Here is a 12,704-nt window from a genome sequence, read left to right as displayed (position 1 = left end):
TATGGACGGCCTCCGAGCGCGCGTGCTGTCGGTCTGGCGGCGGACGATCGCGCTGTCGTGGCCGATCGCCGTCCAGCAGACGTTCAACACGCTGATGCGGACGGTCGACGTGATCGTCACCGGGCTGTTCTCGCCGGCCGCGGTCGCCGCGGTCGGGCTGGCGGACCTGTACGCCCAGCTCCCGCTGCGGGCCGGACTCGGACTGGGCTCGGGCGCGATCGCTCTCTCCAGTCAGGACACCGGCCGGGACGACGCCGACACGCGCGATCAGGCGATCAGCCAGGCGCTGCTGATCGGGTTTCTCGTCGGCATCCCGCTGGTCGGCGTCGGCGTCGTCGCGGCCCGCCCGCTGATCGCGCTGCTGGGCGCCGATCCCGAGGTCGTCGCGATGGGCGGCACCTACCTCGCGATCGTGTTCGCGGCGGCGCCGATGCGCATCGTCGGCCTCGTGGGCGCGCGATCGCTCCAGGGGACCGGCGACACGCGGACGCCGATGCTCGTCAACATCGCCGCGAACGGGCTCAACATCGCCGGCACGGTCGGGCTGGGCCTGGGAATCGGCGTCCTGCCCGAACTGGGCGTCGTCGGCGTCGGGGTCGCGACCGCCGTGAGCCGGACCTTCGAGGCCGTCGCGTTCGCCGTCGCCTTTCTCAGCGAGCGGACCGAGCCCGCGCTGCGGCGGCCGACCGATCCGACGATCGCGCGCCAGCTCGTCGCGGTGAGCCTGCCCAACTTCGCCGAGGGGATGAGCACGTCGCTCGCGAACTTCCCGTTCAACGCCTTGCTGCTCACCTTCGGGACGAACGTCAACGCCGGCTACCACATCGGGCGACGCATCTACCAGCAGATCGCCGGGCCGCTGTACCGCTCGTACAACGTCGCCGCGAGCATCGTCGTCGGCCAGTCGCTCGGCGAGGGCGAGCCGGCCCGGGCTCGCTTCGAGGGGCAGGCCATCGCGGCGCTGAGCGTCCTCACGCTCGGCGCCGCCGGAATCGTCCTCGTCGCGGGCGCCGATCCGCTCGCGGGCGCGTTCACCAGCGACGCTGCCGCCCGGCAGTACGCCGCCACGTTCGCCCGCGTGTTCGGCGTCTCGATGTTCTTCTTCGGGATCTTCTTCCCGTTCGCGGGGAGCCTGCGCGGCGCCGGCGACACCAGAACGCCGTTCTACGCCAACCTCTCCGGGACGGTGACGTTCCTGCTCGGCTTCTCGTACCTCGCCGCCGTCACGTTCGACTACGGGCTCCCGGGCGTGTACGCCGGAATGGTGCTGTGTTACGCCTGGTGGGCGCTCGTCGTCACCGCGGGGTTCCGCCGGGGCGACTGGGCCGACACCGCGGCGTCGATGATGGCCGAGCGGGCCGACGCCGGGGGGTGACCGAGCGCGCTCCGCGCACCGCGCTGCGCTGGCAATACGTAGGGTGATAGGTACGTTTATTCGTCTGGTTGGCGTACGTATCGGTATGGAATCCAAACGTCTCAAGCGCGCGCTGAGTCGCGCTCGACACGCCGCGATCGGCGCGGGCATCGGCGGTGCGATCGGTGGGCTGTTCAGCAGAAACGCCGCGAGTTCCGGCGCCGCGCTGGGCGCGCTCGTCGGCGCGACGCTCGGCGAAAAGCGGGTCGGCGTCGAGTCCCGCGTCAAAGAAGTGGCCGAGAAGCGACAGTCCGCCGGTTCGGACTGAACGACGAACCCGTTCGGTAGCCCGGGGGAGAACACGCCGATTTTCCACGGTGGCTGAAACCAGCCGCGTCGAACAGCGGCGCTTCTCGAGCTGCGCCGAAGGCGGCATCGGTACCGAGACGGCGTAAGTTCCCGGTCCCCGGAAGTTCAGTTCGTTCGTGAAGTTCCGTTAATAGCTCCGGAGTCGTACTCCCACCCATGAGCGAAGCTGATTCTCGGATGCGGAACGTCCGCGGCTGGCCGGGACGCGAACATCTCGGTTGGTGGGCACTAGGTGTCGTGCTGCTGGGAGTGCTCGGTCTCGTCGTCCGCGAGTACCTTCCGTGGCTCGTGTTCGGGCTGTTCGTGTACTACGTCGCGCGACCGGTCACCGAACGGCTCGAAACGCGCATCGCATCGCGGAGCCTCGCCGCGGCGCTGACGCTGTTCCTGTTCGTCGTCCCGATCGTCACGATGATTGGGACGATCTTGCTGGTCGCGCTCGGACAGCTTGCGAGGGCAGCCGCGAACCTCCCCGCCGACAGGATCCTCGCGCAGTTGCCGATTCAAGTCACCGATCTCCCGAACACGCCGTCGGAAGTGTACGACACGACGCTGGTGCTGATCCAAGAGCCGTCGGTTCAGACGCTGATCGGCTCCGTCGGCGGAGTGGTCGGCGCAGTGGGCGCGACGCTTTTCAACCTATTCATCGCGCTACTGATCGCCTTCTTCCTGCTGATCAGCGCCCGCGATATCGCGGACTGGTTCGAGGTAAACGTGTTCGGCGAGGACAGTCTGGCGGTCGACTACCTCTCGACCGTCGACAGAGGGCTGGGTTCGGTCTACTTCGGCTACACGATGACGATCTTCGCAGTTATCCTCCTTTCGGCGCTCGTCTACGGACTGTTCAACCTCGTCGCACCGGGCGGGCTCGCGATCCCCTCGGCGGTGCTGTTCGCCGTCGTCACCGGCCTGTTCACGCTCGTCCCGCTGGTGGGCCGGTCAGTGATCTACTTTACCATCGCCGCCATTCTCGGCGTGCAAGCAGCGACGACCGATCCGCGTCTGGTCTGGTTTCCGGTTGCGTTCCTCGCGGTGATGATCGTCGGGTTCGACAACCTCGTCAGGACGTACATCCGGCCGTACCTCTCTGGACGCCTGCTCAACACCGGACTGGTCATGTTCGCGTACCTGTTCGGGCCGCCGCTGTTTGGCTGGTCGGGTATCTTCCTCGGGCCGTTCCTGATGCTGTTCATCGTGACGTTCGTCCGGATGATCCTCCCCGTGCTGGCCGACCCCGAGCGCGAGCGCGTGCCCGTCGTGTCCGAGCACACGCTCGACGAGTACGCCGAGAGTGTCGAGAGCGTCAAGCAGCGCCAGGCAGAAGCGCCGTCCGATGCGGATCGGACCGACCCCGGACCGGGGTGAGCGCCAGGCGGGCGAGCGTGTCCGGCCGCCATCGGCCGCGACGAGCGCTCGGTTGCGCCGGACCGCGGGTCGTCACTCGTCGTCGACGACCGTTCGATCGGGAATCGCCGACTCCCGTTCCGGTCGCTTCGAGATCGCCCGCTGGAGGAGCGACAGCTCCGAGGGGTTGGGCTTCCCGACCTCGTCGTACTCGACGACGACGTCGCCGCTCTCCTCGAAGACCCGGAAGTAGCTCAACCGAAAGGAGGGGTAGAACACCGGCGGCAGGACGCCGATCCGGGCCGACGATCGGGTGAACCGCTTGAGCCACGTCCCGGTGTTGATCACCGCGCGGCCGTCACGGCGGCGCAGCGAGGCGCGGTGGGTGTGACCGTAGACGAACGCCGCGACGTCCGGATGGGCCTCGAACACCTCGCTCGCGCGGTCGAGATAGGGATCGGAGACGTCCTCGGGCACCTCGAATAGCCCGAACCGGGAGAGCGTCTTCCGGACGTCCCGGACGAGGACGTACAGCGGCACCGCGATCACGCCCAGCAGGACGGCGATCGCGAGGTTGACGGCGATGACCGCGTCGAACAGCGATCCGACGATCCCCAGCGCCCGAAATGCGTCGTGGACGAGCTCCAGCGGCGTCGCCCACACGCCCGAGACCGCAAGGATCACCAGCAAGAGGTAGCCGAGGCTGATCTGGAACGTCAGCAAGAACGGGAGCGCCGCGTAGCGCAACAGCGGGTTCATCTCCCGGTAGAAGTAGTTCGAGGCGATCCACTCGGGAATCTGTTCCATCGGCGTCACCGACTGGATATCCTTGAGCCAGTTGTACTTGCCCCGGTGGGAGAGCTGGCCGGCCTTGCTCGTGAAGTGGCGGTTGACGAAGTAGCCGAGCGGGTTGGCGTAGGGATTTCCGAAGTCGGGCACCCGGTTGTGGTCGTCCTCCTGCATCCCGTGCTCTATCCAGATCTCGCGGTCGCCGACCGGTCGCGTGATGGCGACGGACTGGTCGAGGTCGACGTTGTACTCCGCGAGGCGGTCGACGTACTCGTCGTAGGCCGCCAGTTCGTAGTCGTGGTTGCCCGGAATAAACGTGATCGGCACTTCGGCGCCGGTCGCGCGGAACTGTTCGAACAGCTCCGGGTAGCGCTCGACGAGCGCGTCGAACTTGTCCAGTCCTTTCAGTTCAGTGAACTCCCAGAGCCCGAACGCGTCGCCGTTGACGATCAACTCCGCGTCCTCGTCGCTCTCTTCTAAGTCGCGGAGAAAGCCGAGCAACTCCTCCTCGAACTGGACGTCCCTGAGCGCCTCGTCGCCGCCGACGTGCATGTCGCTGAGGAAGTAGTACGTCGTCATGGGGTCGCTCTCGTGGACCGCGTGTTCGATGGTCCACGAGCGATCTCGCCGATCGCAGACATAGTCCGGTACCTGTCAGATATAGCCGGACTGACCTAAAGCCGTACTGTCCACGTTGCTGTCGTCTGCTTGCGAGCGATCATCGGGAGTTTCGACACCGTGCGCCGTCGGGCGCTCACCGCAGCTGGCGGCCGCGGCGGTCAGACTCACTGCTCGCTGTCGGCGGTCGCTTCCTGCCACGATTGCGCGTCGAAGAACGACTGTAGCGCCATCAGGACGCCCACGTACGCACCGAAGGCGATCATCATCGTCGGGACGACGAGCGCGAGAACGAGGCCGCCAATCGTGTTCGCTCCGGTAAGCTGTATTGTGTGTATCATGCATTTCTGATGCCGCTACTTCCTCTTAAAATTCCGGTTGTACTCGACCGATCCCGGGCCGCCGAATTGATACCGACACCCGTCGACTAGACGGTGTGACGACCCGATCTCCCTACGAACTCGGGTTCCGGTCCGTCGAACGGGAGTACAGCGATCGCCCGCTGGACGTCGAGGGGACGATCCCGCCGTGGCTGTCGGGCGCACTCGTACGGAACGGACCGGGGCGGTTCGAGGTCGGCGGCGAGCGCGTCAACCACTGGTTCGACGGGCTGGCGATGCTGCGCCGGTACGCGTTCTCGGACGGAGACGTGCGCTACACGAACCGGTTCCTTCGCACCGAAGCGTATCGGACGGCGGAGACCGGCGACGGCGCGGGCGAGTTCGCGACGGGGAACGGCGCGCTGGAGACGCTGGGGCGCTGGCTCCGTGCGCTCGGGCCGCCAGAACCGACGGACAATGCGAACGTCCAGGTCGTCCGATTCGGCGACGAGTACGTCGCTCTCACGGAGGCGCCGCGGCGAGTCGCCTTCGATCCGACCACCCTGGAGACGGAATCGGAGTTCGCGTTCGACGACGACGACGTCGTCGAACACCTGGCGGGCGCCCACCACGTCGTCGACGACCACCGCGGGGAGACCGTGGGCCACTCGGTGCAGTTCGGGCACCCACACCGGTTCCACCTGTATCGCGTGCCCCACGGCAGCGACCGCCGCGAACGCGTCGCGACGGTTCCCGCGAGAGGCCCGGGCTACGTCCACAGCTTCGCGCTGACCGCGGACCACGCCGTGTTGATCGAGACGCCGCTGCAGATCGACGTGCTTGGCGCGCTTTCGCCGTGGACTGAGGGCCTGCTGGACCTGCTGGAGTATCGCCCCGAGAACGGAACGCGGATCGCCGTCGTCGACCGCGAAAGCGGGAACTTGGTCGCGGAGCCGACCGTAGAGCCGGGGTTCGTCTTCCACCACGTCAACGCGTTCGAGGCCGACGACGAGGTGGTGATGGACCTCGTCGAGTACGAGGACGCCGGCATCGTCGACGCGCTCGGTTTCGACGCGCTACTCGGTGCCGACGAGGACCCCGGCGTCACCGGTCGGCTCGTCCGGTACCGCGTCGATCCCGAGACTGGGGCGACGTCGAGCCACCGGCGCTACGACGGTGGGATCGAACTACCGACGGTCCCCCGGGACGTCCGGACGCGACCGTATCGCTACGCCTACGGGCAGGCGACCGCGCGCGAGGGCGCGAACGGGCTCGTGAAAGTCGACCTCGAACGCGAGACCGCGACGGAGTGGTTCGAGTCGAGCGTCTACGTCGAAGAGCCGCGCGTCGTCAGGCGTCCCGACGCCGACGCGGAGGACGACGGCGTCGTGATCGCGACGGCGCTCGACGCCGACCGAGAGCGGTCGATACTGCTGGTCTTCGACGCGGCGACGCTCGAGGAGCGTGCCCGGGCGCCGCTGCCCCACGTCGTCCCGTTCGGGTTCCACGGCCGATTCTTCCCCGAGGCGGTCACGTAGCGCTATCGAGAATCTCCCGAGAGTATCGAAACGTATCCCCGACAGCTGCTCCTCGATCGGTAGTATATGGAGCCAAAGTACCTATATTAGAGCATAAATCGCGCGTCGATTTCGGAGAAATGGGTGCCTTATGCGACCATATATTTCCAGGTAGTCTATTATCTCACCATACTGGGTAGTTGTAGGAATGTACTTTGACTAAGCGGAGACAGAATTGACATCTTTGCCACCGGATGAGCCAAACGAACGCCGAGGGGCGTCAGCAGGTCACGCCGTCGAGAAACCGGTCGCGGGAAAGAGGGCGATCAGCTGCCCTTCATCCCGCCGCTCGCCAGCCCCTCGACGACCCAGCGCTGGATGACGGCGAACAGCAGAACGACGGGCGCCATCGTCACCGTCGCGGCCGTCAACAGCAGCTCCCAGGCGACGCTGTTCTGCGATTGGAACAGCTGGAGGCCGAACGGAAGCGTCCGTGTCGACGCCGTCTGGGACAGGATCGACACGAGCAGGAAGTCGTTCCACGAGAGGATGAACGTGTAAAAGCCCGCGACGGCGATTCCCGGCAGCGACATCGGGATGATGATGCGCACCAGGATATCGAGCTGCGAGCAGCCGTCCATCTTCGCCGCCTCGTCGAGCGACTCCGGGATGTCGTCGAAGTAGCCCTTCAGCAGCCACGTTCCCAGCGGGATGCCGCCCACGGAGTGGGCGATGATGATCCCGAGGTAGGAGTCGATGAGGTTCAGCGTGAACATCAGCAGGTAGAACGGGATCAGGATGAGCACCAGCGGGAGCATCCGCGTTCCCAGGAACGTCATGAGGAACACGTTCTTACCCGGGTAGTCGAACCGGGACAGCGAGTAGGCTGCCAGCGTGCCGACCGCGAGCGTCAGCACCGTCGTCGCGGTCGCGATGATCATCGAGTTGATGAAGTACTGCTGGAACTGTCCACGCGAAAGGGTCGTCACGTAGTTGTCGAGCGTGAGATCGCCGAGCGACGGGATCAGTTGCGTCGAGTACAGGAAGTCGGGCGACGTGAACGTCGCCATGACCATGTACGCGACCGGCAGCAGGAGAAACGCCATGTACATCCCGAGCACGGCGTACACGCCGAGCGCTCGACGGATCGACATGTCCTCGTCGAGCCAGGCGTCGATTCGTTCGACGAACGATCGATCCGGTGTCGTTTGCTGTGCGGTATCTGTCGACATATCAGTCTCTCGCCTCCAGTTTCACGTAGACGACGGTGAACGTGAGCATGATGATGAGCATCACGACCCCCATGCTGGCGGCGTACCCCAGCGCGTACTGCTGGAACGCCTGCTTGTAGATGTACGTGGCCAGCACCTCGGTGTTGCCCAGCGGGCCCCCGCCCGTCGAGAGGTATACGATGTCGAAGTTGTTGAACGTGAAGATCACGTGCAACACGATCATGATCATCGACACGTAGGAAATCTGGGGCAGCGTGATGTAGCGGAACCGCTCGAGCGGCCCCGCGCCGTCCAGTCGAGCGGCCTCGTACTGGGTGTCCGGGATCGACTTCATCGACGCCAGCAGTGCGATCGCGTAGAACGGGACGTTCCGCCAGACGTGCATGATCACGACGAGCGGAAACGCCACGCCGGGGCGGCCGAACCACGAGGCCGTCTCCATGCCAAGCTTTGCTAGCAGGATGTTAACCGGCCCGAACCCCGACTGGGTCATGAACCGGAAGATGATCACCATCACGATGACCGGCAGCACCCACGTGATCATCGAGAGGCTCCGGAAGACCCCCGCGCCCGGGACCTTCTCCTTGAGCGCCAGCGCCAGCCCGAGCCCCAGCAGGTACTGCAGCGACACCGCGAGGCCGGTCAGCAACACCGTGTGCCACAGCGACTCCCGGAATATCGGGTCTTCCAGCATCGCCGCGAAGTTCTCGAGGCCGATGAACACCTTGGCCTCTGGGTTCAGCAACGAGGCCTCGAAGAACGCGAGGTGGATGCCCCGGAACGTCGGGTAGAGGATGATCACGCCGATCAGCAGGGCCGCCGGCAGGATCATCGCGTAGCCGAGCCACGTCTCCGAGAGGAACGAGCCGAACGTCTCCCGGTAGTCGGTGAGCGGCCCCTTATCTTCGGTTCTCGTTGACATTGATCTGACGGGGCTTAGAGTTCACTCTCGAGACTCTTGAGTTCGCTGTGGAACTGATCGCCCGCGTTGTAGGGGTCGGTTTCGCCGTAGGCGACCTCCTGCATGTAGGTGTAGAACTTCTGCCGGACCGGGCCCCAGCCGATCTTCGCGAGGGCGCGACCGGTGCCGAACACGTCGGTGAACGGCGCCCAGTTCTCGTTGTCGATCGTCGACTCGACGTCCTCGTGGACGGGCGTCATGAAGTCGCCGGACTTGTCTTCGGCGCCCTTCGTGAGCACCTCGGGATCGGTCCAGGCTGCGAGGACGTCCTTGGCGCGCTCCTTGTTGTCGGAGTGGGCGTTGATCATGATCGGCTTGACCTCGAGGAAGGTGCCCTGCGAACCGCCCTCGCTGTAGGGCAGGTGGGCGACGCCGGTGTCGTTGTCGAGCAACTGGGTCGTCGCATCGGTGTCGTTGATGTTTTCACCGGAAGTCCAGCCGCGAAGCCAGGTGCCGCACTCGATGAACGCGAACTGCCCGTTGAGGAAGCCGGGATCGTTGACCTGCCAGCCGGTACCCAGCTGATCGGGGTTCCCGACCGGGTTGTCGGCGGCGTAGATCTGGAAGTACCAGTCGTCGAAGATCTGTCCGAGCGCGTCGGCTTCGATGTTGAGCGACCAGGACTCGCCGTCCGGCACGTAGAGCTGGTCGGTGTGCTGGTAGACGTGGGACATCCACTCCTGGAACCCGCGGACGCTACCGTCCTTGGTGCAGTTGTGGTACCCCCACATGTCGTCGTACTCGCGGTTGACCATCCGAGCGATCTGCTGGAACTCGGCGGCCGTCTCCGGCGGTTCCTGACCGAGCTCGTTGAGGATGTCCTTCCGGTAGATGAGCGCGCGGCCGTTCCCCGTGTAGGGGAGCCCGTACAGCTCGCCGCGGTACGTCATCGCGTCGACGGCGCTGTCGACGAAGCCGTCCCAGTGGTCGAGCCCCTCGGCCCAGTCGCCGAGCGGTTCGAGGTGCCCGGCCTTGACGTACTCCGTCAGGTGGCTCAGGACGCCCTCGATCGCGTCGGGGTCGCCGGTCCGGGCGCCGGTGAGGAACTTCTGGCGGAGGTCCTCGTAGGAGAAGCGGGCGACGGTGAGTTCTTCGCCGGCTCGCTCTTCGTAGTTTGCGAGAAATTCATCCTTCCAGATGGGCGGCGTGCCGTCGTTCGGGAACGCGTACTCCCACAGCAGCGCTTGCTCGGAGCCGTTGCCACCGCCACCCAGGCAGCCGGCGAGGCCTGCCGCTGCGGCGCCGCCGCCGAGTCCCTTGGTGAACGAACGTCTGGTAAGTCCGGACGAGTTGTCGTCTGTCATTGGGCAATCCCTAACAGAACAGTTGAGGGTGATCCCCATATATATCTTTCCCAAATTGTCATTCACAATACCCCCTCGACGGGGTGAACGGCACTACATTTATTATGCTCTCCCGGAGAGTGGATGGTGTATGCCCAAGATCACCTTCATCGGAGCGGGTAGTATGGTGTTTGCTACCAAGCTCGTCGGGGACATCCTCTCGTTCGACGAGCTCTCCGATAGCACGATCGCGCTGATGGACATCGACGAACACCGCCTGGAACAGACGACCGAGATCGCCGAGTCGATGGTCGAGAACGAGGATCTCGACGCCACGGTCGAGGCGACGACCGACCGCATCGAGGCTCTCGAGGACGCCGACTACGTGCTGAACATGATCAACGTCGGCGGCACCGAGCCCTTCGAGAACGAGATCCGCATCCCCGAACGGTACGGCGTCGAGCAGGCCATCGGCGACACGATCGGTCCCGGCGGCATCTTCCGCGGCCTCAGAACCATCCCGGAGATGCTGGACATCGCCGGCGACATGGAAGAACTCTGTCCCGACGCCTTGCTGTTGAACTACACGAATCCGATGTCGATCCTCTGCACGACGATGTTCGAGGCCACCGATATCGAGACGGTCGGGCTCTGTCACTCCGTTCCTCACACCGCGGAGGCGATCGCGGACTACGTCGACGTCCCCGAGGACGATCTGGACTACTGGGTCGCCGGCGTCAACCACGTGGCCTGGTTCCTCGATGCCGAGTTCGACGGCGAAAGCGTCTATCCGGACCTCCGCGAGGCGATGGAGGACCCCGATATCTACGAGCGCGACACGGTCCGCTTCGAGATGATGAAACACTTCGGCTACTTCCCGACCGAGTCCTCCCACCACATGTCCGAGTACGTTCCCTACTTCCGGACCGACGAGGAGATCATCGAGGAGATGCAGGGAACCGACTACGCCGAACGGATGCCGACGGCGACGTATCTCGAAGGCTGGAAGGAACGCTCCGAACAGCGCGACTCGCCCGAACTGGACGTCGACCTCGAGGAAGTCGGCGTCGAGCGCTCCGAGGAGTACGCCTCCCGGCTCATCCACTCCCGCGAGACCGGCCAGCCCCGGCGGCTCAACCTCAACGTCAGCAACGAGACGAACGCTATCGAGAACCTGCCGAACGACGCCTGCGTCGAAGTGCCGGTGCTCGTCGACGGGACGGGCCTTCACCCGTGTTCGGTGGGAGAACTGCCGTCGTCGGTCACGACGTTCTCCCAGCAGCACGTCGCGGTCCAGCAACTCGTGGTCGAAGGCGCTCTGGAGAACGACCGCGAAAAGATCCACCGGGCGGTCAAGCAGGACCCACTCACTGCGGCGGAGCTCACCCTGGACGAGATCCACGAAATGACCGAGGAACTGCTCGCCGCCAACGACGCGTACCTCCCACGCCTGAACTAACGCGTGCTGCGCTGAGAACCGGACGCCAGCCGCTCGCCAACGCCCCGTTTCTGGTCTGGTCGATTTACCACGACGCTCTCTCGATAGCTCACGCTGTGAGCGTTCAGAGGACTGGAACCGTCGACGAACTAGAAACTGCCAGCGGCCGACGCCGTACGCGGACACGGCCGCTGGTCGGAACGATACCGAACGACCGCATCCGGAAAAGACGACGACGCGGGACGCCGCTGCGGAGGAGGCTCAGTTGACGCCGATCTCGACGCCGCTGACGTCGTCCAGCCCGGCGAGCGCCTCGACGTCGTCGCTGTCCGGAGGCGCACGGTTCCGCAGCGCCTCGCCCGTCTCCCCGTCGAACAGGTGGATGCGGTCCTGCGGGAACTGCACGGAGATGGACCGACCGGACTCGATCACGATGTCGCCTTCGAGCGTCGCGGTGTACTGCTCGCCGCCGACGTCGAGGTACACGTAGCTGACGTCGCCCAGCGGTTCGGTCACGTCGACGGTCGGCGCGATCGCGTTGTGGGTCCCCGCGGGAACCGCCTTGACGTCCTCGGGACGAATGCCAAGCGTGAACCGGGTCCCTTGGCCCTCGATGTCGGCGTACACGTCGTCTTCGAGTTCGTACTCGAACTCGTCGTGGACCAGCGTCGGCGTCGCGCCGGCCGTATCGAGCGTCACGTCGAAGAAGTTCATCGACGGCGAGCCGATAAAGCCCGCGACGAACTGGTTCGCCGGCTCGTGGTAACACTCCAGGGGCGTGCCGAGTTGCTGGATTTCGCCGTCGTTGAGGACGGCGATCCGGTCGGACATCGTCATCGCCTCCGTCTGGTCGTGTGTCACGTAGACGGTGGTGACGCCGAAGTCCTGTTGAATCTCCTGGAGTTCGGTGCGCATCTGCGTCCGGAGCTTGGCGTCGAGATTCGAGAGCGGCTCGTCCATCAGGAACACTTCGGGTTCCCGGACGATCGCCCGGCCGAGCGCGACGCGCTGTTGCTGGCCACCCGAGAGGTCGCCGGGCTTCTTGTCGAGGTGATCGCCGATGCCCATCATCTCGGCCGCGTCCTGAACGCGTTCGTCGATCTCGGCTTTCGAGAGATCGGTCGTCATCTTCAGTCCGAACGCCATGTTCTCACGAGACGTCATGTGAGGGTACAGCGCGTAGCTCTGGAACACCATCGCCATGTTACGGTCCTTGGGCTTCCTGTCGGTGACGTCCTCCCCGTCGAGAAAGATCTTGCCGTCGGTAGGGTTCTCGAGTCCGGCGATACAGCGTAGCGTCGTCGACTTCCCACAGCCCGACGGGCCGACGAGGACGACGAACTCGCCGTCCTCGAACTCCGCGTTGAAGTCGTCTACCGCGACGATATCGCCGCTGGTGTCGCTGAATACCTTTCGCAGGTTTCGGATGTCCAGATGTCCCATGGTAGATAGAGCATGACAGTCTATGTTAAATCTTTC

Annotated in this window: 11 protein-coding genes; 5 read left to right on the top strand and 6 right to left on the bottom strand. The window is 65.0% G+C overall.

All coding sequences use genetic code 11. The features are described from left to right. Position 1: 1 nt before the first annotated feature. The 3 genes from NO931_RS01265 (at position 2) to NO931_RS01255 (ending at position 3,088) form a co-directional block, all read left to right on the top strand. The gene (locus NO931_RS01265) at positions 2–1,375 is read left to right on the top strand and encodes an MATE family efflux transporter (RefSeq protein WP_256390808.1); all 1,374 of its coding nucleotides are present in this window, start codon (positions 2–4) and stop codon (positions 1,373–1,375) included. 85 nt (positions 1,376–1,460) lie between these two features. Continuing rightward, positions 1,461–1,682 (top strand): YMGG-like glycine zipper-containing protein, encoded by a 222-nt coding sequence (locus NO931_RS01260; RefSeq protein WP_256390807.1) that lies wholly within the window; start codon positions 1,461–1,463, stop codon positions 1,680–1,682. Positions 1,683–1,879: 197 nt separating this feature from the next. Beyond that, positions 1,880–3,088, top strand: a complete 1,209-nt coding sequence (locus NO931_RS01255; protein ID WP_256390806.1) for an AI-2E family transporter — start codon at positions 1,880–1,882, stop codon at positions 3,086–3,088. Positions 3,089–3,160: 72 nt separating this feature from the next. Here NO931_RS01255 and NO931_RS01250 read toward each other — a convergent pair whose 3' ends face one another. Both NO931_RS01250 and NO931_RS01245 read right to left on the bottom strand, forming a co-directional pair. Continuing rightward, positions 3,161–4,435: a metallophosphoesterase gene (locus tag NO931_RS01250; protein WP_256390805.1), complete on the bottom strand. Its 1,275-nt coding sequence runs from the start codon at positions 4,433–4,435 to the stop codon at positions 3,161–3,163. A gap of 206 nt (positions 4,436–4,641) precedes the next feature. Beyond that, entirely contained in the window at positions 4,642–4,815 is a 174-nt protein-coding gene (locus NO931_RS01245; protein WP_256390804.1) for a hypothetical protein, read from the bottom strand. 95 nt (positions 4,816–4,910) lie between these two features. On the opposite strand from NO931_RS01245, the gene NO931_RS01240 reads away from it, so the two are divergent. Continuing rightward, the gene (locus NO931_RS01240; protein ID WP_256390803.1) at positions 4,911–6,332 is read left to right on the top strand and encodes a carotenoid oxygenase family protein; all 1,422 of its coding nucleotides are present in this window, start codon (positions 4,911–4,913) and stop codon (positions 6,330–6,332) included. A gap of 305 nt (positions 6,333–6,637) precedes the next feature. On the opposite strand, the gene NO931_RS01235 is transcribed toward NO931_RS01240, so the two are convergent. The 3 genes from NO931_RS01235 to NO931_RS01225 are packed head-to-tail and all read right to left on the bottom strand — an operon-like array spanning position 6,638 to position 9,808. Next, on the bottom strand, positions 6,638–7,543 hold the full coding sequence (locus NO931_RS01235; RefSeq protein WP_256390802.1) for a carbohydrate ABC transporter permease: 906 nt from the start codon (positions 7,541–7,543) through the stop codon (positions 6,638–6,640). A 1-nt stretch (position 7,544) separates the two neighbouring features. Further along, on the bottom strand, positions 7,545–8,465 hold the full coding sequence (locus tag NO931_RS01230) for a carbohydrate ABC transporter permease (RefSeq protein WP_256390801.1): 921 nt from the start codon (positions 8,463–8,465) through the stop codon (positions 7,545–7,547). Positions 8,466–8,479: 14 nt separating this feature from the next. Continuing rightward, complete coding sequence (locus NO931_RS01225; protein ID WP_256390800.1) at positions 8,480–9,808, bottom strand: ABC transporter substrate-binding protein; 1,329 nt, start codon at positions 9,806–9,808, stop codon at positions 8,480–8,482. A 130-nt stretch (positions 9,809–9,938) separates the two neighbouring features. Here NO931_RS01225 and melA point away from each other — a divergent pair, with 130 nt between their 5' ends. Further along, complete coding sequence (melA, locus tag NO931_RS01220) at positions 9,939–11,246, top strand: alpha-galactosidase (RefSeq protein ID WP_256390799.1); 1,308 nt, start codon at positions 9,939–9,941, stop codon at positions 11,244–11,246. Between the two features lie 240 nt (positions 11,247–11,486). Here the strand turns inward: melA and NO931_RS01215 are convergent, their stop codons facing one another. After that, on the bottom strand, positions 11,487–12,668 hold the full coding sequence (locus tag NO931_RS01215; RefSeq protein WP_256390798.1) for an ABC transporter ATP-binding protein: 1,182 nt from the start codon (positions 12,666–12,668) through the stop codon (positions 11,487–11,489). Positions 12,669–12,704 lie beyond the last annotated feature (36 nt).

The organism is Natronoarchaeum rubrum, assembly GCF_024494695.1.
Note: the sequence above shows the minus strand (reverse complement) of the source record. Positions and strands in the feature narration are given on the sequence as shown.

Bases quoted from the DNA above. Each gene is read 5' to 3' on its own strand.
- NO931_RS01265 (WP_256390808.1), top strand. From the start codon at position 2: ATGGACGGCCTCCGAGCGCGCGTGCTGTCGGTCTGGCGGCGGACGATC.
- NO931_RS01260 (WP_256390807.1), top strand. From the start codon at position 1,461: ATGGAATCCAAACGTCTCAAGCGCGCGCTGAGTCGCGCTCGACACGCC.
- NO931_RS01255 (WP_256390806.1), top strand. From the start codon at position 1,880: ATGAGCGAAGCTGATTCTCGGATGCGGAACGTCCGCGGCTGGCCGGGA.
- NO931_RS01250 (WP_256390805.1), bottom strand. From the start codon at position 4,435: ATGACGACGTACTACTTCCTCAGCGACATGCACGTCGGCGGCGACGAG.
- NO931_RS01245 (WP_256390804.1), bottom strand. From the start codon at position 4,815: ATGATACACACAATACAGCTTACCGGAGCGAACACGATTGGCGGCCTC.
- NO931_RS01235 (WP_256390802.1), bottom strand. From the start codon at position 7,543: ATGTCGACAGATACCGCACAGCAAACGACACCGGATCGATCGTTCGTC.
- NO931_RS01230 (WP_256390801.1), bottom strand. From the start codon at position 8,465: ATGTCAACGAGAACCGAAGATAAGGGGCCGCTCACCGACTACCGGGAG.
- NO931_RS01225 (WP_256390800.1), bottom strand. From the start codon at position 9,808: ATGACAGACGACAACTCGTCCGGACTTACCAGACGTTCGTTCACCAAG.
- melA (WP_256390799.1), top strand. From the start codon at position 9,939: ATGCCCAAGATCACCTTCATCGGAGCGGGTAGTATGGTGTTTGCTACC.
- NO931_RS01215 (WP_256390798.1), bottom strand. From the start codon at position 12,668: ATGGGACATCTGGACATCCGAAACCTGCGAAAGGTATTCAGCGACACC.